General features: G+C 69.9%; 24 protein-coding genes. 14 read left to right on the plus strand and 10 right to left on the minus strand.

From position 1 onward, the window contains the following. Positions 1 to 41: 41 nt before the first annotated feature. Entirely contained in the window at positions 42 to 740 is a 699-nt protein-coding gene (gene radC / locus JUB13_RS00665; RefSeq protein ID WP_207476316.1) for a RadC family protein, read from the plus strand. 33 nt (positions 741 to 773) lie between these two features. Here radC and JUB13_RS00670 read toward each other — a convergent pair whose 3' ends face one another. Both JUB13_RS00670 and JUB13_RS00675 read right to left on the minus strand, forming a co-directional pair. Further along, positions 774 to 959 (minus strand): hypothetical protein, encoded by a 186-nt coding sequence (locus JUB13_RS00670; RefSeq protein WP_207476318.1) that lies wholly within the window; start codon positions 957 to 959, stop codon positions 774 to 776. Further along, entirely contained in the window at positions 952 to 1,137 is a 186-nt protein-coding gene (locus tag JUB13_RS00675) for a CsbD family protein (RefSeq protein WP_207476320.1), read from the minus strand. Before JUB13_RS00675 ends, JUB13_RS00670 begins: the two co-directional genes overlap by 8 nt. 176 nt (positions 1,138 to 1,313) lie before the next feature. Between JUB13_RS00675 and purB the strand changes: the two genes are divergently transcribed. Next, positions 1,314 to 2,609, plus strand: coding sequence for an adenylosuccinate lyase (gene purB, locus JUB13_RS00680; protein WP_207476321.1), 1,296 nt, complete (start codon positions 1,314 to 1,316; stop codon positions 2,607 to 2,609). 341 nt (positions 2,610 to 2,950) lie between these two features. Here the strand turns inward: purB and JUB13_RS00685 are convergent, their stop codons facing one another. Genes JUB13_RS00685 through JUB13_RS00695 form a run of 3 tightly spaced genes read right to left on the minus strand, consistent with a single transcriptional unit; the run spans position 2,951 to position 5,986 of the window. Then, positions 2,951 to 3,592, minus strand: coding sequence for a ThuA domain-containing protein (locus tag JUB13_RS00685; protein ID WP_207476323.1), 642 nt, complete (start codon positions 3,590 to 3,592; stop codon positions 2,951 to 2,953). Positions 3,593 to 3,636: 44 nt separating this feature from the next. Then, positions 3,637 to 4,734: a Gfo/Idh/MocA family protein gene (locus JUB13_RS00690; protein WP_207476326.1), complete on the minus strand. Its 1,098-nt coding sequence runs from the start codon at positions 4,732 to 4,734 to the stop codon at positions 3,637 to 3,639. 31 nt (positions 4,735 to 4,765) lie between these two features. Continuing rightward, positions 4,766 to 5,986, minus strand: a complete 1,221-nt coding sequence (locus tag JUB13_RS00695) for an ROK family transcriptional regulator (RefSeq protein WP_207476328.1) — start codon at positions 5,984 to 5,986, stop codon at positions 4,766 to 4,768. 221 nt (positions 5,987 to 6,207) lie between these two features. On the opposite strand from JUB13_RS00695, the gene JUB13_RS00700 reads away from it, so the two are divergent. Genes JUB13_RS00700 through JUB13_RS00715 form a run of 4 tightly spaced genes read left to right on the plus strand, consistent with a single transcriptional unit; the run spans position 6,208 to position 10,586 of the window. Further along, the gene (locus JUB13_RS00700; protein WP_207476330.1) at positions 6,208 to 7,503 is read left to right on the plus strand and encodes an ABC transporter substrate-binding protein; all 1,296 of its coding nucleotides are present in this window, start codon (positions 6,208 to 6,210) and stop codon (positions 7,501 to 7,503) included. A 60-nt stretch (positions 7,504 to 7,563) separates the two neighbouring features. Further along, positions 7,564 to 8,505, plus strand: a complete 942-nt coding sequence (locus JUB13_RS00705) for a carbohydrate ABC transporter permease (RefSeq protein ID WP_207476332.1) — start codon at positions 7,564 to 7,566, stop codon at positions 8,503 to 8,505. Beyond that, positions 8,498 to 9,388 carry a carbohydrate ABC transporter permease gene (locus JUB13_RS00710; protein ID WP_207476334.1) on the plus strand — a complete coding sequence of 297 codons (891 nt, stop codon included), beginning with the start codon at positions 8,498 to 8,500 and terminating at the stop codon, positions 9,386 to 9,388. Before JUB13_RS00705 ends, JUB13_RS00710 begins: the two co-directional genes overlap by 8 nt. A gap of 31 nt (positions 9,389 to 9,419) precedes the next feature. Continuing rightward, positions 9,420 to 10,586: an ABC transporter ATP-binding protein gene (locus tag JUB13_RS00715; protein WP_207476336.1), complete on the plus strand. Its 1,167-nt coding sequence runs from the start codon at positions 9,420 to 9,422 to the stop codon at positions 10,584 to 10,586. A 24-nt stretch (positions 10,587 to 10,610) separates the two neighbouring features. On the opposite strand, the gene JUB13_RS00720 is transcribed toward JUB13_RS00715, so the two are convergent. Beyond that, positions 10,611 to 10,931 carry a DUF1476 domain-containing protein gene (locus JUB13_RS00720; protein ID WP_207476338.1) on the minus strand — a complete coding sequence of 107 codons (321 nt, stop codon included), beginning with the start codon at positions 10,929 to 10,931 and terminating at the stop codon, positions 10,611 to 10,613. Between the two features lie 104 nt (positions 10,932 to 11,035). Between JUB13_RS00720 and JUB13_RS00725 the strand changes: the two genes are divergently transcribed. The 4 genes from JUB13_RS00725 to JUB13_RS00740 all read left to right on the plus strand — a co-directional run bounded on the left by JUB13_RS00725 (position 11,036) and on the right by JUB13_RS00740 (position 13,609). After that, the gene (locus JUB13_RS00725; protein WP_207476340.1) at positions 11,036 to 11,788 is read left to right on the plus strand and encodes an NRDE family protein; all 753 of its coding nucleotides are present in this window, start codon (positions 11,036 to 11,038) and stop codon (positions 11,786 to 11,788) included. A 110-nt stretch (positions 11,789 to 11,898) separates the two neighbouring features. After that, on the plus strand, positions 11,899 to 12,660 hold the full coding sequence (gene purC / locus JUB13_RS00730) for a phosphoribosylaminoimidazolesuccinocarboxamide synthase (RefSeq protein WP_207476342.1): 762 nt from the start codon (positions 11,899 to 11,901) through the stop codon (positions 12,658 to 12,660). Positions 12,661 to 12,668: 8 nt separating this feature from the next. Next, complete coding sequence (purS, locus tag JUB13_RS00735; protein ID WP_207476344.1) at positions 12,669 to 12,911, plus strand: phosphoribosylformylglycinamidine synthase subunit PurS; 243 nt, start codon at positions 12,669 to 12,671, stop codon at positions 12,909 to 12,911. A gap of 14 nt (positions 12,912 to 12,925) precedes the next feature. Next, entirely contained in the window at positions 12,926 to 13,609 is a 684-nt protein-coding gene (locus tag JUB13_RS00740) for a DNA-3-methyladenine glycosylase family protein (protein WP_207476346.1), read from the plus strand. Between the two features lie 16 nt (positions 13,610 to 13,625). On the opposite strand, the gene JUB13_RS00745 is transcribed toward JUB13_RS00740, so the two are convergent. Further along, a complete protein-coding gene (locus JUB13_RS00745; RefSeq protein ID WP_207476348.1) occupies positions 13,626 to 14,963 on the minus strand; it encodes an aminotransferase-like domain-containing protein in 1,338 nt (445 codons plus the stop codon). A gap of 92 nt (positions 14,964 to 15,055) precedes the next feature. On the opposite strand from JUB13_RS00745, the gene JUB13_RS00750 reads away from it, so the two are divergent. Then, positions 15,056 to 15,694 carry a LysE family translocator gene (locus JUB13_RS00750; RefSeq protein ID WP_207476349.1) on the plus strand — a complete coding sequence of 213 codons (639 nt, stop codon included), beginning with the start codon at positions 15,056 to 15,058 and terminating at the stop codon, positions 15,692 to 15,694. A 17-nt stretch (positions 15,695 to 15,711) separates the two neighbouring features. Here JUB13_RS00750 and JUB13_RS00755 read toward each other — a convergent pair whose 3' ends face one another. Together JUB13_RS00755 and JUB13_RS00760 are read right to left on the minus strand one after the other, a co-directional pair. Beyond that, positions 15,712 to 16,344 (minus strand): class I SAM-dependent methyltransferase, encoded by a 633-nt coding sequence (locus JUB13_RS00755; RefSeq protein ID WP_207476351.1) that lies wholly within the window; start codon positions 16,342 to 16,344, stop codon positions 15,712 to 15,714. Between the two features lie 40 nt (positions 16,345 to 16,384). Next, positions 16,385 to 16,822: an Lrp/AsnC family transcriptional regulator gene (locus tag JUB13_RS00760; protein WP_207476352.1), complete on the minus strand. Its 438-nt coding sequence runs from the start codon at positions 16,820 to 16,822 to the stop codon at positions 16,385 to 16,387. Positions 16,823 to 16,950: 128 nt separating this feature from the next. Between JUB13_RS00760 and JUB13_RS00765 the strand changes: the two genes are divergently transcribed. Then, positions 16,951 to 17,940: a DMT family transporter gene (locus JUB13_RS00765; RefSeq protein ID WP_207476354.1), complete on the plus strand. Its 990-nt coding sequence runs from the start codon at positions 16,951 to 16,953 to the stop codon at positions 17,938 to 17,940. Here the strand turns inward: JUB13_RS00765 and JUB13_RS00770 are convergent. After that, entirely contained in the window at positions 17,850 to 18,182 is a 333-nt protein-coding gene (locus tag JUB13_RS00770; protein WP_207476356.1) for a DMT family protein, read from the minus strand. The two genes, JUB13_RS00765 and JUB13_RS00770, sit on opposite strands and share 91 nt — an antisense overlap. Before the next feature lie 129 nt (positions 18,183 to 18,311). Between JUB13_RS00770 and purQ the strand changes: the two genes are divergently transcribed. Together purQ and purL are read left to right on the plus strand one after the other, a co-directional pair. Continuing rightward, a complete protein-coding gene (gene purQ, locus JUB13_RS00775; RefSeq protein ID WP_207476358.1) occupies positions 18,312 to 19,001 on the plus strand; it encodes a phosphoribosylformylglycinamidine synthase subunit PurQ in 690 nt (229 codons plus the stop codon). 74 nt (positions 19,002 to 19,075) lie between these two features. Beyond that, entirely contained in the window at positions 19,076 to 21,223 is a 2,148-nt protein-coding gene (gene purL, locus JUB13_RS00780) for a phosphoribosylformylglycinamidine synthase subunit PurL (RefSeq protein WP_211115451.1), read from the plus strand. The last annotated feature ends 5 nt before the right edge of the window (positions 21,224 to 21,228 follow it).

Below are 21,228 nucleotides of genomic sequence, written 5' to 3' on the forward strand. Positions count from 1 at the left end.
GCCCCTGGCGTGCGCCGCGGGGGTGATCTATCCTGGGTTGCATGGGTGCCGCGGATCACAAGGGCAAGACGGAGCCGCACTACCACGGCCACCGCGACCGGCTGCGCGACCGCTTCGAGGCCGGCGGCCCCGAGGCGCTGCAGGACTACGAGTTGCTTGAGCTGGTCCTGTTCCAGGCGATCCCGCGCCGGGACGTGAAGCCGCTGGCCAAGGACCTGCTCGGGCAGCTCGGCAGCCTGTGGGCGGTCGCCACCGCGGCGCCCGCGCGCCTAGTCGAGCTTGGCGTGCCGCGCAATGCCGCCGTGGCGCTCTCGGCAATCGGCGCCGTGGCGCTGCGCATGAGCCGCCAGCAGCTTCTGGGCAGGCCGGTGATCGGGTCTTGGCAGCAGTTGCTGGACTACTGCCAAGGCGCCATGGCGCTGGAGCCGGTCGAGCAGTTCCGTCTGCTGTACCTGGACCGCAGGAACCGGCTGATCGCGGACGAGGTCCAGCAGCGAGGCACCGTCGACCACGCGCCGGTCTACCCGCGCGAGGTCGTCAAGCGTGCGCTCGAGCTCGGCGCCTCGGCGCTGATCCTCGTGCACAACCACCCCTCCGGCGACCCCACGCCCTCGCGCGCCGACATCGACATGACGCGCGAGGTCGCGAAGGCCGCCGGCATCCTGGGCGTGACGGTCCACGACCACGTGATCGTGGGTCGCGGAAGCCATGCCAGCTTCAGGGCGCTGGGCCTGCTGTGACCCCCGCACCCCGAGCCGGCTAGCCACTCGGTCTCAGGCGCGGTCGCCCGAGCGCTTGCTCTCCTCGGTCTCGCCCATCTCGTCCCACTTCTCCTGGGCCGGCTTGTGCGCCTCCTCGGCCGAGCCGGAGGCCCTGTCCTCCAGGGCCTCCTCGATCTGCTCGGCCTGGCTGCGGTCCTGGTCCTGGATGCTGTCCGGCATCCGGCGCTGGTCAGACATCGCGGCGCCCCCGGATCATGTCGCGCAGCTTGCCGAAGCCCTTCTGAAGCTTGCCCTCGGCCTTGTCGGCATTGCCTTCGCGCTTGAGCTCGCCGTCGCCCAGCAGTTCGCCGGCAGCCTTCTTCAGGTCGCCCTTGGCATCCTTCAGCGAGCCTTCGGTGCGGTCGGAATTCGCCATGCTTTCCTCCATCGGTACACGTCACCTCGTCAACAGGGGAAGCCCGCGGCCATTGCGCCGGGAGCCGCGCGCACCGTCCGCCACCATGCCCCACCACCATGCAAGGGGGCTGGCAAGCGCCGCCGGGCGCGGCTATGGTCGCGCCGCGACGCCACCTGCCCGGCCGAGGAAGACCAATGATCCCGCGCTACAGCCGCCCCGAGATGACCCGCATCTGGGAGCCCGAGAACAAGTTCCGGATCTGGTTCGAGATCGAGGCCCATGCCTGCGATGCGCAGGCGGCGCTGGGCGTGATCCCCAAGGAGGCCGCGAAGGCCGTCTGGGAGCGCGGCAAGTGGGAGATCGAGCGCATCGACGAGATCGAGCGCGAGACCAAGCACGACGTGATCGCGTTCCTGACCAACCTCGCGGAGCATGTCGGGCCCGAGGCGCGCTTCGTGCACCAGGGCATGACCTCCTCGGACGTGCTGGACACGACGCTGGCGGTCCAGCTCAAGCAGGCGGCCGAGCTGCTGCTGGCGGATCTGTCCGCGCTGCTGGCGACGCTCGAGCGCCGTGCGCGCGAGCACAAGGACACGATCACCATCGGCCGCAGCCACGGCATCCATGCCGAGCCCACCACATTCGGGCTGAAGCTCGCCGGCCATTATGCGGCCTTCGAGCGGGCACGCCAGCGCCTGGAATGGGCCCGCGACGAGATCGCGACCTGCGCGATCTCGGGCGCGGTCGGCACCTTCGCCAACATCGACCCCTTCGTCGAGCGCTGGGTCGCCGAGAAGATGGGCCTGCACCCCGAGCCGGTATCGACCCAGGTGATCCCGCGCGACCGCCACGCCCTCTTCTTCTCGGTGCTCGGCGTCATCGCCTCGTCCATCGAGAACCTCGCAGTCGAGATCCGGCACCTGCAGCGCACCGAGGTGCGCGAGGCGGAGGAGTACTTCTCGCCGGGCCAGAAGGGCTCCTCGGCCATGCCGCACAAGCGGAACCCGGTGCTCAGCGAGAACCTGACGGGCCTCGCCCGGATCGTACGCGCGGCCGTGGTTCCTGCCCTGGAGAACGTCGCGCTGTGGCACGAGCGCGATATCTCCCACTCCTCGGTCGAAAGGGTCCTCGCGCCCGACGCGACCATCGCGCTGGACTTCGCTCTGGCGCGACTGAACGGCATGATGGACAGGCTGGTGGTCTATCCCGAGCGCATGCTCGCCAACCTGGAGAGCATGGGCGGGCTGGTGTTCAGCCAGCGCGTCCTGCTGGAGCTGACGCAGGCCGGCATGAGCCGCGAGGGCGCCTATCAGGCGGTCCAGCGCAACGCCATGAAGGTCTGGAGCGAGGGCGGGAGCCTGCTCGACCATCTGTCGGCCGATCCCGAGGTCGTCAGCCATCTGCCGGTGGACAAGCTGACACCGCTTTTCGACCTCGGCTACCACACCAAGCACGTGGACACCGTCTTCCGCCGCGTCTTCGGCGGGTGACCATAGGCGCGGAACGATCCGGCGTGCGGGTGCGGGTCCCGCAGCCGCACACTGGCAGCCGCACACTGGTTGTTAGGGCGAGGGCTGAGGGCCGTATCGGCGGTAGAAGCAGGGAGCCGGGCCGGGGCCGCCAATGGCAGTTTCCTCGTCACCGCCAACACCGCGGATGCTCCTGACAAGCGCTAAGGGGACCTTGCGCGGGCTCGAGGCCGATTTCCTGCATATTCCCCGTGGGAGAGTGGCCCACGAGACCCGGAAGACCGCCGCGGTCCTGTGAGCCGCGGCGCCCGGCAGCGGGCGCCGCAGGCCGGGCGGTCGGCGGGGCCCTTAGCGGTGGCCCGTCATCGGGCGGCCCAGAGCAGGCCGCGGTGCAGGATCGTGCGCATCTCGTGATGCTGGAATTCGCTCGCCACGTGGCCGAGCGAGCTGTAGAACACGCGGCCCTCGCCGTGGCGGCGCTTCCACACCACGGGCATCACGACCCCCTTGATCCAGGGCGCGTGCTCGCCCGAGAAGGTCGTCGTCGCGAGGACCTCGTTCGACGGGTCGACATGCATGTAGTACTGCTCGGACGTGTAGTCGAAGTCCGACAGCCCCGCCATGACCGGATCGTCGGGACGCGTGATGTTGACCCGGTAGTCGATGATGTTGCCGGGATGGGCGACCCACTGGCCGCCGACCATGAACTGGTAGGCGACGGCATCACGGAACGCGTCGCCCATGCCCCCGTGATAGCCCCCGAGCCCGACGCCGTTCTGGACGGCCCGGGTCAGGTTGTCGAGCTCCTCCTTCTCGATCTTCCACATCGTGCAGATCGGGACGATCAGGCTCATATCCGCGATGGCCGGGTCGGCGAAGGCCTCGGTCGTGTTCTCCACATAGACCTTGAATCCTTCCTGCTCGAGCATCCCGGCGACGATCCTCGCCCCCTGCTCGGGCTCGTGGCCGCTCCACCCGCCCCAGACGATCAAGGCTTCCCGCATGATCTCCTCCTTCTTCCTACCGGGCCGGCGTTCAGTGACGGCGTTCAGTCGAGCGCGCCTGCGGCAAGTCCGGTCGGCAGCATGGCCGGCCGCGCCGGGCGGCTTTCGATGGCGATATGGGATCCCGTCTCCGAGGATCGCTGGAACGCCTCCATGACCTCGAGCACGTGGAAGGCGAGCTCGCCGCTGGCCCGGTGCGCCCGGCCCGAGCGGAGCGCATGCGCCATGTCGGCGACCCCGATTATCCGGTAGTTCCCGTCGGCATAGGCATGCTCGGTCTCGATGGCACGCCACTCGCCCCCGGGTTCCGCCAGCTCGATGGTGCCGCCGAAGCGGTTCGGGTCCGGAACCAGCATGGACCCGGCGGTCCCGTAGAGCTCGATGGGCGCATGCCGGTGCTTGGGTACGTCGAAGCTCGTGACGATGGTGACCACGGCACCCGAGACGAACTCCATGGTCCCTGCCACATGGGTCGGCACCTCGACCGGGATCATGGTGCCCTTCAGCGGCTCGCTGGTGACGAGCCGCTCGCTTCGGGGCCGCGACACGATCCCGGAGACCCGGGCCACGGGCCCCAGCAGGTTCACGAGATCGGTGATGTAGTAGGGTCCCATGTCCAGCATGGGCCCGCCACCCGCGAGATAGTAGAAGCCGGGATTCGGGTGCCATCGCTCGTGCCCCGGGCACATGAAGAACGCGGTTCCCGCCACCGGTGTGCCGATCGCGCCCTCGTCCACGAGCTTGCGGCAGGTCTGGTGCGCGCCGCCCAGGAAGGTATCGGGCGCGCAGCCGACGCGCAGCCCTCGCTGCGCCGCATGGGCAAGCAGCTCGCGCGCCTCGCGGATCGCGATACCCAGCGGCTTCTCGGAATGGACGTGCTTGCCGGCCGCGAGGCAGCGGTGGCCGACCTCCACATGGGCCTTCGGGATCGTCAGGTTCACGACGATCTCGACCGAGGGGTCGGCCAGCAGCGCATCCACCGTCACGGCCGGCACGCCGAATTCCGTCGCCCGCGCCTCGGCCGCGGCCGGGGCGATATCGGCGAGGCCCCGAATGGCGAGAATCGGGAAGCCCGCGGCCGCCTTCAGATAGGCCGCGCTGATGTTGCCGCAGCCGATGATCCCGATGCCAACCCGCTCCATCGCCTTCCTCCCTCGATCCGTTGGCCGCGGCTCAGCGGCGTTCCGCCGGCCCGGTGGTTCCCCAGGGCGAGCCGTAGAGCTCGCGCAGCATCATGGCGGCGGCGCCGCGCGCCCAGGTCGTCTCTTCCCAGCCCTGCACCACGATCTCCGCGATGTCGCCGAGGCCGGGGGGCGTCAGGCGCGGGATCGTCTCGCGCAGCGGCCGCAGCAGGGCCTCGCCCCCTTCCAGCACGGTGCCGGCCAGGATCACCCGCGGTGGCGCGAAGAGCGCGACGAGATTGGCGACTGCGAAGCCAAGCGCCTCGCCCGCCGCGGCGGCAACCGTCGCCGCCTCCCGGTCTCCGCCCTCGACCCGCTCGCGCAACCGCGCCATTAGCCGGCGCAGGGACGGCGGCGCCCCCTCGCCGTCCCGGCGCAGCCGGTCGTGCAGCTTCGCGGCGATGGCGGCGCCAGAGGCGACCGCGCTCAACCGCTCGATGCCGGCCCGCTCGGCATCGTGCTGCTGGACCAGCAGGTCCCCCAGGTCCGGGCTGAGGCCGCTGGCGCCCCGGAAGATCTCGCCGCGATGCATGATGCCGAGCCCCAGGCTGTGCTCGATGCTGACGACCATGAAGTCGTCGAGCCCGCGACCATGACCGAACCAGTGCTCGGCCAGCGTCACCAGGTTCACGTCTGTATCGAGCAGCACCGGAATGCCGAGACGTTCCGACAGCGCGGGGCCGAAGGCGACGTCGCGCTCGCCGAACAGCGGGCTCTGCCGGCACAGGCCGGCGGACTGCACGATCAGCCCCGGAAGGCCCAGGCACAGGCCTGCGATGCGCGCCATGGGAAGGTCGGCATCGGCCACGCAACGCCGGACCCCGTCCTCGACGAGATCGGCGATGACTGGAATGGGCTGCCGGTCGATGCGGATCGGAAGCGTGAGGCTCTCCAGGATGTCGGCGCGGAAATTTGTGACGGCCACCGTGATCTGGTCGGGCGCCAGCTTCACTCCGACGACGAAGGCCGCCTCGGGATTCAGCTCCAGCATGACCCTGGGCCGTCCGCGCGCGGGGTCGCGAACCGCCCCCTCCTGCCGCGGCATGATCAGCGCGTCGTCGATCAGCGCTCCGGTGATTGCCGAGACGGTGGTCGGGCTCAGCTGAAGGCGCTCGCAGATCTCCACGCGCGAAATCGGGCCGTACCGCCGGATCACGTCCATCACGTGGAAGCGGTTGATGGCGCGCATCAGCTCGGGATCGGCGGTCTTCATCGCATCCGGTGCTTTCCCGGCATCCTGCCCGCCGGTTTATTCAAGGCTCAGGATTTAATGAACCCACATCCGGGCGACGTCAATGCGCAAAGCTCTGGCAAGGCGCACGGTCATTGCGGTAGCACCCCAGGACTATTGACAGCCGTTGCGCCTTGCCCGCAGACTTTTGTGTGCGGCACGTAAAAAATATCCGGCACAGCCCGGGCCGCGGGAGGAAAACAATGCACATGTCCAAGCTCGGAAGAGGACTCCGGCTCGCGGCCCGCTGCGTTGCGGGCACTGCCGTCATCAGCGGCCTCGCCCTCTCCTCGGCGGCGGCCCAGACCAAGGTGCGCTGGCTTCACGTCGAGCAGAACCCGCTCGTCGTGGAATACTGGAAGGAGGTCGCCCAGGACTTCGAGAAGGCCAATCCGGGCACCACCATCGAGATGCAGTTCCTGGAGAACGAATCCTTCAAGGCCAAGCTGCCGACGCTGCTGCAATCGGCCGACGCGCCGCACCTGTTCTACAGCTGGGCCGGCGGCGTGATGCGCGCCCAGGTCGACGCCGGCGCGGTCAAGGACATCACGAAGGAGATGTCCGGCGAATGGATGGACGGGCTGAACCCCAGCGCGGCCAAGGCCTTCAATCACAAGGGCAAGTTCTGGGGGGCGCCCGAGCGCATGACCCGGATCGAGTTCTTCTACAACAAGGCTCTGTTCCGCAAGGCCGGCGTCGATGCCGGGCAAATCAGGACCTGGAACGATTTCCTGAAGGCCGTCGAGACCATCAAGAAGGCCGGGATCACGCCGATCGCCGTAGGCGGCGGCGAGAAGTGGCCGGTCCATTTCTACTGGGTCTATCTCGCCATCCGGCAGGGCGGCCAGGCGGCCTTCCAGGAGGCCACCAGCGGCAAGGGCGACGGCTTCGCCGGCCCGACCTTCGTCAAGGCCGGACAGCTCTTCAAGCAGCTCGCGGACCTGGAGCCGTTCCAGCCCGGCTGGCAAGGCACCATGTGGCCGGCGACGCTGGGGGCTTTCGGCGATGGTCGAGCCGCCATGGTACTGAGCTTCAGCGGCACGACCCCGGTCCTGCAGCGCCGCAATTCGGCCAGCGGCCAGGGCATCCCCGACGAGGAGCTCGGCACCTTCAGCTTCCCGGTCGTCGAAGGCGGCAAGGGCCTGCCCACCGACACGATGGGCGGCATCAACGGCTGGCTGGTCGGCCGGAACGCCCCCAAGGAGGCCGTAGACTTCCTGCGCTTCCTGACCCGGGCCGAGAACCAGCGCAAGATGGGCGCGCGGAACCTCTACATCCCCATTGCCAAGGGGGCTGACGCCGCGATCACCAGCCCGCTGCTGAAGGCCTCGGCCGAAGGGCTCGCCGCATCCACGTACCATCAGAACTTCTACGACCAGGATCTCGGCCCGGCGGTCGGTCGCGTCGTCAACGACACGACGACCGATCTGGCCGCAGGACACCTGACGCCGGAGCAGGCGGCCCGCGCCATCCAGGACGCCTGGGAGCTGGAGCGCTGACAGCAGCCGTCGCGCCGCCGGGCGCGACGGCACCCCTCGCCCGGCGGGAGGCCCGAGCCCATGAGCAGCCTGCACAGCGTACCGACGACCGCCGCCGCCGCGCCGACGCGGAGCCGCGGCGGCGCGCGGCGGAAGGGCCTGCGCCGCGGCGTCTGGCCGGTGCTGGTGCTCTTCCTGCCGCCTGCCTTCCTGCTCTTCACGATCTTCGTCGTCCTGCCCATCGGCGAGGCGGCCTGGTACAGCCTCTACGACTGGAGCGGCTATGGCGCGCCCGAGGTGTTCGTCGGGCTCAGGAACTACGAACTGCTGTTCCGCAACCCGGTGTTCCTGACAGCACTGAAGAACAACCTGCTGATCATCGCCGTCTCGGCGCTGGTCCAGCTTCCGCTGGCGCTTTGGCTGGCGACGCTGGTCTCGCACCGGATCCCGGGCGTGGTGGCGTTCCGCCTGGTGTTCTTTCTGCCCTACGTGCTGGCGGACGTGGCCGCAGGGCTGATCTGGCGCTTCGTCTACGACGGCGACTACGGCCTGCTTCCGGCGCTGGCGAGCCTGGTCGGGATGACGGCGCCCTACGTCCTCGCGGATCGGGACCTCGCGATCTACGCCGTGCTCGCCGTCGTGGTCTGGAAGTATTTCGGCTTCCACATGATGCTGTTCATCGCGGGGCTGCAGGCAATCGACCGCGAGATCTACGAGGCCGCCGAGATCGATGGCGCCTCGCGCCTCCAGCGGTTCCGGCGGATCACCCTGCCCCTGCTGGCGCCTACGATCCGCCTGTCGGTGTTCTTCTCGGTGATCGGGTCGCTGCAGCTCTTCGACATGATCATGCCGCTGACCGCGGGCGGGCCGTCGAACAGCAGCCAGACCATGGTCACCTTCCTCTACAGCTTCGGGATCACCCGGATGAAGATCGGCTTCGGCAGCGCGGTCGGCGTGGTGCTGTTCTGCATCTGCGTGACCTTCGCCTTCTTCTACCGCCGCGGGGTGATGCGCCATGACTGACGCGGCCCAGCCCCTCGGCACCCCGGCCTCGCGCCGCCCCGCGCGCCGCCGCGGCCCGCGCCGCGACGGCCTCCTGACGCTCTATCTCTACGGCGCCATGATCCTGGTTGCCTGCATCGTGCTCGTGCCTTTGCTGACGACGGCGCTGGGCGGCTTCAAGACGCTGGGCGAGCTGCGCACCAACCCCTTCGGCCTTCCCCAGGAATGGATCTGGTCGAACTACTGGGACATCCTGACCACCGAGCGCTACTGGCGCATGCTCGGCAACTCGCTGGTCATCTCGTCCCTGACGGCGTTCCTGACGCTGGCGGCCGGATCCATGGCGGCCTTCACCTTCGCCCATCTCCGCTTCTTCGGCAGCGGCGCGCTGCTGAACTACTTCCTGCTGGGCCTGATGTTCCCCGCGGCGACCGCCGTGCTGCCGCTGTTCATCCGGATCCGCGACCTCGGCCTGCTGGACACCTATCTCGGCGTCGTCCTGCCACAGGTCGCATTCGGCCTCGGCATGAGCATCCTGCTGTTCCGCAACTTCTTCCGGAATGTGCCCAAGGACCTGCTGGACGCGGCGCTGGTTGATGGCTGTGGCTACGTCCGGTACTTCTGGCACATCACGCTGCCACTCTCGCGCCCGATCCTCGCGACGGTCGGGATCGTCAGCTTCGTGAACAGCTGGAACAACTACATCCTGCCGCTGATCCTCCTGAACACCGAGACGAAGTACCCGTGGCCGCTCGGGATGATGATCTACAGGGGAGAGTTCAGCACCGACTGGCACCTGGTCCTGGCCTTCGTCACCCTGACGATCCTGCCGACCATCATCGTGTTCTTCGCGGCCCAGAAGCACATCGTCGCCGGCCTGACCGCCGGCGCCGTCAAGGGCTGACCCACAGCGGACGAAAGGCGGAGGGGAAGGAATGGCCGAGGTCACGCTCCACGGCGTCCACAAGAGCTACGGCGAGCTGTCGGTCATCAAGGGCGTCGACCTGCATGTCCGAGACCACGAGTTCATGGTCTTCGTGGGACCGTCGGGCTGCGGGAAGTCGACCCTGCTCCGCATGATCGCGGGGCTGGAGGAGATCACCGACGGCGAGCTGCGCATCGGCGGGCAGGTGGTCAACGACCTGCCCCCGGCCCAGCGGGGCATCGCCATGGTGTTCCAGTCCTACGCCCTCTACCCGCACATGACGGTCTACGAGAACATGGCCTTCGGCCTGCAGCTCGCGAAATACCCCAGGGACGAGATCGACCGGCGCGTGCGCAATGCGGGCCGCATCCTGCAGATCGAGCACCTGCTCGACAGGAAGCCCAAGGCTCTGTCGGGCGGCCAGCGGCAGCGGGTCGCCATCGGCCGCGCCATCGTGCGCGAGCCCAAGGTCTTCCTGTTCGACGAGCCGCTGTCCAACCTGGATGCGGCGCTGCGCATCGCGACGCGGGTCGAGATCGCGAACCTGCATCGGGACCTGAAGGCGACGCTGATCTACGTCACGCACGACCAGGTGGAGGCCATGACCCTGGCCGACCGGATCGTCGTCCTGAACGGCGGGGTGATCGAGCAGGTCGGCGCGCCGCTGGAGCTCTACCACCACCCCCGCAATCTGTTCGTGGCCGGCTTCATCGGCAGTCCCAGGATGAATTTCGTGGAGGCCACCGTCTCCGGCACCGGCGAGGCCGGCGTCACCGTGGTCCTGCGGGAGGTCGGCACCGAGATCACCGTACCCTGCGCGCCGGGCGGCGTACGGCCGGGCGACCCCGTGACCTTCGGCATCCGGCCGGAGCACCTGGCCGAGGACGGCACGGGGGCTGCCCGAATTGGCGGGGAGGTCCAGGTGGTCGAGCGGCTTGGCTCCGAGACGTTCCTCTATGTACGGATGGCCAACGGGGAGCTGCTGGTCGTCAAGGCCGCCGGGGCGAGCCGCGCGCGCCCTGGCGACCGGATCTCCGTCGGTGTCTTGGCGGACGACGGCTTCGTCTTCGACGGGGACGGACTGGCCCTGCCCGCCGGACCCGGACGCGCCCCCCGGGAGCTGGGGACCACGCGGCACGAGGAGATGCGCGGGCGCCCCGGCCCCCTCCTGTCCTGACGATACCTGGACCTGCGCCCGGGCTCAGGCCGTCATGTACTGGCGGCGCGCCTCGACCAGGCAATCGGCTGCATGGCGCTCGACGCGGTGCCGGCTGATGTCGATTCCCGCCCGCTCCAGGTCGGAGCACACCCGCGTGATCAGGGCCTGGTCGCTGCCTGGCGTCAGCTCGCCGTCCACGAGCGTGCGGGCATAGGCCTCGGCCTCGTCGCCGTGCATCTCCATCAGATGGGCAGCCCAAAGCCCGAGCAGCCTCGAGCGCCGCGCCAGGACCTTGAACTGAAGCTCCTCATCGTGCTGGAACTTGGCCTCGAAGGCCTGCTCGCGCTCGTCGAACGTACTCATCAACAGCTCCGTTCGGTGTCGTCGGGCACGGGCCGCGAACGGCCCGCCTTCGTACCAGATTAATACGCGATGACCGCAGTCGTCACCGCGCGTCAGGAGGACTCATGTGCAGCCTCGTCGTTCTCCGCCGGCCGGGCGATGCCTTCCCCGTGATCCTCGCGGCCAACCGGGACGAGATGGCCGGACGGCCCTGGCGCCCTCCGGCGCGCCACTGGGAGGATCGCCCCCATGTCTTCGGCGGATTCGATGAGGCCGCGGGAGGAACCTGGCTGGCGATGAACGACGACGGGGTCGTTGCCGCCGTCCTGAACCGCCACGGCACGCTGGGGCCGGCGCCGGGAAAACGCTCGCGCGGGGAGCTCGTGCTCGATGCGCTCGACTACGCAGACGCGGCCGAGGCGGTCCGGGCGCTCGTCCATCTGGACCCGAATGCCTGGCGCCCCTTCAACCTCGTAATACTCGACGACCGCGACGCCTTCTGCGTGATTCACCGTGGCGAAGGGCCCATCGAGGCGCAGCCGCTGCCTCCGGGTCTAAGCATGATTACCCATGCCGAGCCGAACGACGCCGGCGAGCCGCGCATCCGGATGCACCGGCCGCGCTTCGCCGCGGCGCCCGACCCGGATCCCGCGGCCGGCCGATGGGACGCCTGGCAGGCGCTGCTGGCGAGCACCGAGCACGAGCCCGCCGCAGGGCCGCGCGGCGCGATGAGTTTCGCCACGCCCCAAGGATTCGGCACCAGCTCCTCGGCCCTGATCGCCCTTCCACCGCACGGCATCGCCGATGCGCGTCCGGTCTGGCTTTTCTGCGCGGGCCGGCCGGGCGATGCGCCGTGGACAACCCTGGATCCCGCCTGACCGGGCGCTGCCGCGCGCATTGTGCATGCAGACGGCCCCTGCTATACAGCCGCGGAAGTTGCGGGCCGCCGCCACCCGCGGGAGGCCCGTTCGCACTGCGGAAGGCCGAGATGACGAAGCGCCGGCGCATCTACGAAGGCAAGGCCAAGGTCCTGTTCGAGGGGCCCGAGCCCGGCACCATCGTCCAGTACTTCAAGGACGACGCGACCGCCTTCAACGCCCAGAAGAAGGGCACCATCACCGGCAAGGGCGTCCTGAACAACAGGATATCCGAGTACCTGATGACGAAGCTGGGCGAGATCGGCGTCCCCACGCACTTCATCCGCCGGCTGAACATGCGCGAGCAGCTCGTGCGCGAGGTCGAGATCATCCCGATCGAGGTGGTGGTCCGGAACGTCGCCGCCGGCTCGATCTCGAAGCGCTTCGGCCTCGCCGAGGGCACGCCCCTGCCTCGCTCGGTCGTCGAGTTCTACTACAAGAACGACCAGCTCGGCGATCCCATGGTCTCCGAGGAGCACATCACGGCCTTCGGCTGGGCGAGCCCGCAGGACATCGACGAGGTCATGGCGCTGGCGCTGCGCGTCAACGACTACCTGACCGGCCTGTTCCTGGGCGTCGGGCTGCGCCTGATCGACTTCAAGCTGGAGTTCGGCCGCCTCTTCGAGGAGGACCGCATGCGCATCGTCCTCGCCGACGAGATCAGCCCCGACAACTGCCGGCTGTGGGACGCGCGCACCAACGAGAAGCTGGACAAGGACCGCTTCCGCCAGGACCTTGGCAAGGTCGAGGAGGCGTACCAGGAGGTCGCCAAGCGGCTCGGCATCCTCCCCGACGGCCCCGGCGACCATGCCGCGCCCAAGATGATGCAGTGAAGGGAACCATGAAGGCGAAGGTCCACGTCACGCTGAAGAAGGGCGTTCTCGACCCGCAGGGCAAGGCCATCGGCAATGCGCTGCACTCCCTGGGCTTCGGGAATGTCGGCGAGGTCCGCCAGGGCAAGGTCATCGAGATAGAGCTGGCCGAGACCGACCGCTCGAAGGCCGAGGCCGCGGTCCGGACGATGTGCGAGAAGCTGCTCGCCAACACGGTGATCGAGGACTACGCGGTCGAGCTGGTGGGCTGAGCGCGGACGCGGCCATGCGGCCGCCCGCACCTGACCTGCCCGCGCCCGATCTGGCCGACGGCGCCGCCCTCGACGAGGCCGGCGCCGTCGCGGCGCTGGTCGGCCGCGACCCCATGTTCCGGACGTGCATCGACGCGGCCGGGCCGCTGCCGCCCCTGGTCCTGCGCCCCCGGGGCTTCCCGGGCCTCGTCCACATCATCCTGGAGCAGCAGGTCTCGACGGCCGCGGCCCGCGCCATGTTCGCGAAGCTCGCGGCGCTGCTGCCCGGGCTCGCGCCCGGCGACTTCCTGACGCTCGACGATCCCGCGCTGAAGTCCTGTGGCTTCTCCCGGCCGAAGGCGGCCTATGCGCGCGGGCTTGCAACGGCGCTGATCGAGGGACGCCTGGACCTCGGCGCGCTGCACGCCGCGCCGGACGCGGCGGCCATGGCCGCGCTGACGTCGTTGAAGGGGTTCGGGCGGTGGAGCGCCGAATGCTACCTGCTCCTTCACCTCGGCCGCCCCGACCTCTGGCCTGCCGACGACCTGGCGGTGCAGCTCGGCGTGCAGGAGCTGCGCGGCCTGCCCCGCCGCCCGACGCGCCAGGAGCTCGACGCTCTGGCCGAGTCGTGGCGCCCCTACCGCAGCACCGCCGCCCGCCTGATCTGGCACTGGTACGTGAACGCCCGGCGCAGGACGCGGCCGGCACCGTCGGCATAAGCCAGCCGGGGCAGGATCACTCGATGCCCGCGACGGTATCGGGATCGGATTCGGCGAGCCGCCGCAGCACCCGCAGCGCCGTCGCCAGCACGTCGCCGCCGGGCGCCGACAACGCCACCCGCACCGCGTTCGGAGCATGCCCCTGGGCCATGGCGAAGGCGCCGGCCGGTGCGACAGCGATGCCGCGCCGGGCCGCGGCCGCGACATAGGCCTCGGCGCGCCAGGGCTCCGGCAGCTCGAGCCACAGGTGATAGGCGCGTGGATCGGCCTGCACCTGCAGACCCTGCAACTCGGCCCGGGCCAGAACCTGGCGCGCCGCCGCGTCCTCCCGCTTGGCGGTGGCCAGCCGCTCCGCGGTGCCGTCCGACATGCACCGCACGCCCAGGGCCAGAGGCAGGCCCGAGGCCGCCCAGCCTCCGGAACGGACCGCCGCCGCGACGGTCGGCACCAGCGCCGGCGGCGGCACCACAAAGCCCAGAGCCATGCCAGGCGCCACGCGCTTCGACAGGCTGTCGACAAGGACCACCCGGTCGGGCGCGAGGGCCGTAAGGGGTGCCTCGTCCGCGAGAAAGGCGTTGATCGCGTCCTCGACGGCGACCAACCCGGTCGCGCCCAGCACCGCCGCGATCTCGGCCCTGCGCTGGGGCGGCATGGCGATGCCCAGCGGATTGTGCAGCACCGGCTGCATGTAGACCGCCCTCAGCGGCGCCTGCCAGTGCGCCCGCGCCAGGGCGTCGGGCCGAAGCCCCTGCCCGTCTAGTGCGATCGGCACCAGCGTAATTCCGAGGCGCGCCGCGATCCCCTTCACCAGCGGGTAGGCCAGGGCCTCGACCCCCACCCGCTCGCCGGGCGGTGCCAGCGCAGCGAATGCCGCCGCGATGGCGTGCCGTCCCTTCCCCGTGAACAGGATCTGCGCGGGATCCGGCGTCCAGCCGCCGCGCGCCAGGAACCGGGCGGTCGCGTGCCGTGCGGCCGCGGTTCCTACGGCGCCGATGGGCAGCAGCGCCTCGCCCAGTGCCGCCGGGCGGGCCATCGATGCCAGCAGCCGCGCCATCTCGGCCTCCTGCCCCGGCAGGACGGCGAAGTTCAGCTCCAGATCGACCGGCGCGCTCGCAGGTTCGGCAAGGATGGGGCCCGCCGGTGCCGGGGCAGCCCGCACGAAGGTGCCGCGCCCCGTCTCGCCGGAGACCAGGCCCCTCCGGACCAGCTCCGCATAGACGCGCGCGGCCGTCGAGGGCGCGATGCCGCGGCGGTATGCGAAATCGCGCTGCGGTGGCAGCCGGTCGCCCGGGCGCAGGCGCCCGGACGCGATGTCCTCCGCCAGCTCGTCGGCGACCAGCCTGAAGTCGGGCATTCGCTGAATTGCTCCGAGTGCAATGTTCGGATTGCACCGAGATCCTATGTGCGCGAGGGTCCTTGCGCAAACGTGATGGAGTTTCTCGGATCATGGTCAGCCAGGGTGCCCTCGCAGGCTTCGCCCTCGTCGCGCTCAGCATGGTGCTGACGCCGGGGCCCAACATGATCTATCTGCTGACGCGCTCCATCACCCAGGGACGCTGGGCGGGGTTCGTCTCGCTGCTGGGCGTCCTCGCCGCCTTTCTCCTCTACATGCTGGGGGCGGCCCTGGGGCTGACGGCGGTCCTGCTGGCGGTGCCGCTGACCTATGATGCGATCCGCTGGGTGGGCGCCGCCTATCTCCTGCATCTCGCCTGGAACGCCGTCCGGCCCGGCGCCCGATCGGTGCTGGAGCCGCGCCCCGACCTCCCGACCGACGGGACGGGCCGGCTCTTCGCGATGGGGTTCCTGACCAATCTGCTGAACCCCAAGGCGGCCGTGCTCTACCTGTCGCTGCTGCCGCAGTTCGTGGACCCCGAGGCGGGACAGGTCCTCGCGCAGAGCGTCCTGCTGGGCCTGACGCAAATCGCCGTCAGCTTCACGGTCAATCTGGCCATCGTGCTGGCGGCGGGCTCCGTCGCCACCTGGTTCGCGACCCGCCCCTCCTGGCTGCGTGCCCAGCGCTGGATCATGGGCAGCGTGCTCGCGGCCCTCGCGCTGCGCGTCGCCGTGGATCCGCGCGCCGCTTGAGCGGCGCGGCGCTCCCCTCAGCCGCGCCCCACTTCGCCGCCCGGCGCCGCGAGTCCGAGCGACGTCCACCGGACCTCGGGCCGCCCCAGCATGTCGTCGCGTTCGCTGCGATGGACCACGCGCAGTCCGCGGCCGGCCGCGAGCGCGATCGTCTCGTCGGCGCCGACCTCGTACATGCGGCGCCCCGCGGGCACCGGCCCGTGCCTCAGGGACATGACGACGACGCCCGACGGCGCCAGGAGGCCGGCGATCGCTTCCATCGCGACCGCCCGCTCGCGGGCGTCGAGATGCATCCACACGGCGGTCAGCAGGACGGCGTCGAACCGCTCGCCGCAGGCGCGGACGCGGGAGAGCTCCGGCAGCCCGTCGCCGAGCCATTCGATCGGCAGGTCCCCGTGGATCCGCTGCCCGTGCAGCAGCAGTTCGGGCGTCGGCTCGACCGCGAGCACGGCATGCCCCATCCGGGCGAGGGCCGCCGCGTCGCGCCCGGACCCCGCGCCGATATCCACAATGCGCGCGGGCGGCAATGGGATCAGGTGAAGGGTGTCCCGGTGCACCTCCTCGAAGGTGACGCTCTCGTACTGCTCGGCCAGGGCGTCGGCATTCTCGGCGTAGCCCTGGGCGCCACTCCATGTCGGTGCAATCGTCATCGGTTCCCTCGCCTGCGGTCCTGGATCATCGCGCCGTCCATCAGGGAAGTCGGGGCAGCCGACGGGGGATCGGCTGGGACTTCACGATCGCCGTGCTGGTCTCGGCCTTGTCGGCTATACGGTCTAGGATCTCATCGAGCTGCTCGATGGTGCGGACCAGCATCCGGGCGATGAAGCAGTCGTCGCCGGTGACCTTGTCGCACTCGACGATCTCGGGGATCCCCGCGAGTTGCTCCTGCACGGTGTGGAGCCGACCCGGCAGCGGCCGGATGCGCACCATGGCCTGAAGCTGGTAACCGAGGGCACGGGGATCCACCTCGACCGTGAAGGCGCGGATCACGCCGCGCTCCTCCAGCCGGCGCAGCCGTTCAGCGACGCTGGGCGAGGAGAGATTGACGCGACCCGAAAGCTCCTTGAGCGAGAGCCGCGCATTCTCGAACAGCGCTTCCACGATCCGGCGGTCGGCTGCGTCCAGCATCTTATCATCCCAGGCGTTTAGGCGTTCCGACCTTACAATGAAAGGAGATGGGCGGAAACTTCCTTCTTCCAGCCATGGAATACGCCGCCATTGCCTGACATTCTCTGGCCATCTGGAGGGAGGGTGCCATGCGGGACACGGCGCGGGGCGCGGCCGAGATGACCGGCGCCATGCTGATATCGGGCACGATCGGCGGCTTCGTCGTCCTGTCCGGGGAGCCCGTCACGACGGTCGTGTTCTGGCGATGCGTGTTCGGCGCGGCGACCCTCGTGCTGGTCTGCGGCGCCATGGGCCTGCTGCACCCCCGCGCGATGACGGCAGCCCAGCTTGGCCTGGCGGCCCTGGGCGGCGTCGCCATCGTGCTGAACTGGCTGCTGCTGTTCGGCGCCTATCCGCGCGCGTCCATCTCCATAGCGACCGCGGTCTACAACACGCAGCCGTTCATGCTGGTGGCGCTCGGCATGCTGTTCCTGGGCGAGCGCCCGACGGCGTCCAAGCTGTTCTGGCTCTGCCTCGCCTTCATCGGGATGCTGCTGATCGTTCAGGCGAAGCCCGGCGCGGGGCAGCCCGGCTCAGACTATCTCGCCGGCATCGCCATGGCGCTGGGAGCCGCCTTCTTCTATGCGCTGGCCGCGCTCGCGACCAAGGCGCTGAAGGGCGTGCCCCCGCACCTGATTGCGCTTGTCCAGGTCGTCGTCGGCATCGCGATGCTCGCCCCGCTCGCAGCGACGTCGCCGGCGCCGTCGGGGCCGGGCGCCTGGGGCATGCTGGCCGCGATCGGCGCCGTCCACACGGGGCTCATGTACATCCTGCTCTACGGCGCCATCCAGAAGCTGCCGACGAGCACCGTGGGGGCCCTGTCCTTCATCTATCCCATCGTCGCGATCGCCACGGATCTCCTCTTGTTCGGGCAGCAGCTCCTTCCCCTGCAGGTGGCCGGCGCCGCGGCCATCCTGACCGGGGCCGCGGGCATGACGCTGGGATGGACGCTGCGCCGGCGGCATGCCGGCCTGGAGGGCGCCGACGCTCAGAACCGGTCGGCGAACATGAAGGCGACGGCACCTACCAGGCAGGCGAAGGCCGCGGCGTGGTTCCAGCGGAGGCTCTCGCCGAGATAGAGCACGGCGAATCCCGCGAAGACGGTCAAGGTGATGACCTCCTGGATCACCTTGAGCTGCCCGGCGGTGAAGGTCCCGTAGCCCCAGCGGTTGGCCGGCACCGCCAGGCAGTACTCGAAGAAGGCGATTCCCCAGCTCGCCAGGATCACGAGCCAGAGCGGCGCACCCTTGAAGCGCAGGTGGCCGTACCAGGCGAAGGTCATGAAGATGTTGGAGACGCACAGGAGAAGGATGGTCTGCATCTGCTCGGAACCCGATTCGGAAAGGCCGCAACATAGCAGGGCGGCGCCGGGGGGACCGAGCTTGCAATGCGCTGACCGGGCCATTAGTGTCCGCGCCAGTTTTCCCCCAGCGCGAGCCCGGACCGCCTCATGAAGGCCGCCGTCATCGTCTTTCCCGGCTCCAACTGCGATCGCGACCTCAGCGTCGCGCTGGAGCGCGCCACCGGCACCCCCCCGAAGATGGTCTGGCACCGCGAGACGGAGCTCCCGCCCGTCGACCTGATCGCGGTTCCCGGCGGCTTCTCCTATGGCGACTACCTGCGCTCCGGCGCCATGGCCGCCCAGTCGCCCGTCATGCGCACGGTGGTCGAGCACGCCGCCAAGGGTGTGCGCGTCCTTGGGGTCTGCAACGGCTTCCAGGTGCTGACCGAAGCACGGCTGCTGCCCGGCGCGCTGATGCGCAACGCCGGGCTCAAGTTCGTCTCGCGCCCCGTGGGGCTGCGCGTCGAGAACGTCGAGAGCGACTTCACCCGCGGCTACGAGGCGGGACAGCGCATCCACATCCCCGTGGCGCACCACGACGGCAACTACTTCGCCGACGAGGCGACGCTCGACCGGCTGGAAGGCGAAGGACGCGTTGCCTTCCGCTACGTGGACGAGGACGGCGAGCCCACGGCCGACGGCAACATCAACGGATCCGCCCGCAACATCGCGGGCATCCTGAACGAGAGCCGGACCGTGCTGGGCCTGATGCCCCATCCCGAGCGCGCCGTGGAGCCGCTGCATGGCGGAACCGACGGCCAGCCCTTCTTCCGATCCCTCGTGGAGGCGCTGTCGTGAGCCCCAGGAACGAACCGGCAGTCACCGCCGAACTGGCGGCCGAGCACGGCCTGTCGGACGAGGAATACGCGCTGATGCTGCGCCTTGTCGGGCGCGCGCCGACCTTCACCGAGCTCGGCATCTTCTCGGTGATGTGGTCCGAGCACTGCTCCTACAAGTCCTCGAAGGTCTGGCTCAAGACGCTGCCGACCACCGGGCCGCGCGTGATCTGCGGCCCCGGAGAGAATGCCGGCGTCGTCGACATCGGCGACGGGCTGGCCGCCGTCTTCAAGATGGAGAGCCACAACCACCCGTCCTTCATCGAGCCCTACCAGGGCGCGGCGACCGGCGTCGGCGGGATCCTGCGCGACGTCTTCACCATGGGCGCGCGGCCGGTCGCGAACATGAACGCGCTGCGGTTCGGCGCGCCCGACCACCCCAAGACCAAGCACTTGGTCTCGGGCGTGGTGGCCGGGATCGGCGGCTACGGGAACTGCGTCGGCGTCCCCACCGTGGGCGGCGAGACGAACTTCCATCCGGCCTACAACGGCAACATCCTCGTCAACGCCATGACCGTCGGCATCGCACGCGCCGACCGGATCTTCTATTCGGCCGCCGCCGGCATCGGCAACCCGGTGGTGTATGTCGGGTCGAAGACCGGGCGCGACGGCATCCACGGCGCCACCATGGCCTCGGCCGAGTTCTCGGAGGACGCCGAGGAGAAGCGCCCCACGGTGCAGGTCGGCGATCCCTTCACCGAGAAGCTGCTGATCGAGGCCTGCATGGAGCTGATGGCGACGGACGCCATCGTCGCCATCCAGGACATGGGCGCCGCCGGCCTCACCTCATCCTCGGTGGAGATGGCCGGCAAGGGCGGCCTCGGCATCGAGCTGGAGCTCGACCGGGTGCCCCAGCGCGAGACCGGCATGACGCCCTACGAGATCATGCTCTCCGAGAGCCAGGAGCGCATGCTGATGATCCTCAAGCCCGGCCGCGAGGCCGAGGCGCGGGCGATCTTCGAGAAGTGGGAGCTGGACTTCGCCGTGATCGGCCGGCTGACCGACAGCGGCCGGCTGGTTCTGAAGATGCACGGCGAGACCTATTGCGACATCGAGATCGCGCCGCTGGTCGAGGCCTCCCCGGTCTATGAGCGCCCGTGGGAGCCGACCCCCGCCCGCGCGGAGCTCGAGCCCGCCCTCGGCGCCCTGCCCGCCCGGCCCGTGGCCGAGCTGCTGAAGACCCTTGTCGCCTGTCCCGACCTCGCCTCCAAGCGCTGGATCTGGGAGCAGTACGACGGCCAGGTCGGCGCCGATACGATCTACCGCTCGGGCCAGGCCGACGCCGGGGTCGTGCGGGTGCACGGCACCAACAAGGCGCTCGCCATCACCACGGACTGCACGCCACGCTACTGCGTGGCCGACCCCGTGCGCGGCGGCGCCCAGGCCGTGGCCGAGGCCTGGCGCAACCTGACCGCGACCGGCGCCCTGCCGCTGGCGGTGACCGACAACATGAACTTCGGCAACCCGCAGAAGCCCCGGATCATGGGCCAGTTCGTGGGCGCCATCCAGGGCATGGCCGAGGCCTGCCGGGCCCTGGACTTCCCGGTCGTCTCGGGCAATGTCAGCCTCTACAACGAGACCGAGGGCCAGGCGATCCTGCCGACCCCTGCGATCGGCGGGCTCGGGCTGCTCGACGACGGCGCGGGCGCCGTGCCGCTGGCCTTCCAGGCCGCGGGCCATGCGGTTCTGCTGCTCGGCGCGACGGACGGGCATCTCGGCCAGTCGCTGTATCTCCGCGAGATCCTGGGCCGCGAGGACGGCCCGCCGCCGCCCGTCGACCTGGCCGTGGAGCGCCGCAACGGCGATCTCGTCCGCGGCCTGATCCGGGACGGGCTGGTTGCGGCCTGCCACGACGTCAGCGACGGCGGCCTTCTGGTTGCTCTGGCCGAGATGGCCATGGCCGCGCGCATGGGCGCCGAGCTTCCGGGCCTTGCCGGCGCGGATGCGGGCCAGCTCTTCGGCGAGGACCAGGGGCGCTACGTGATCGCCTGCCCCGCGGACGCGGCGGCCGAGATCGCCCGGCGCGCAGGGGAGGCCGGCGTTCCCTGCAGCTCGCTGGGCACCACGGGCGGCACCGCGTTGACAGGCTTCGGGCACGGGGCCATATCGGTCGATGAGCTGCGGCGCGCCAACGAAGGCTGGCTGCCGGCTCTCATGGCCGGCGAGCTTGCGCCGGTCGTCTGAGGACG

It is taken from the genome of Arenibaculum pallidiluteum, assembly GCF_017355985.1.
Taxonomy (GTDB): domain Bacteria; phylum Pseudomonadota; class Alphaproteobacteria; order Azospirillales; family Azospirillaceae; genus Arenibaculum; species Arenibaculum pallidiluteum.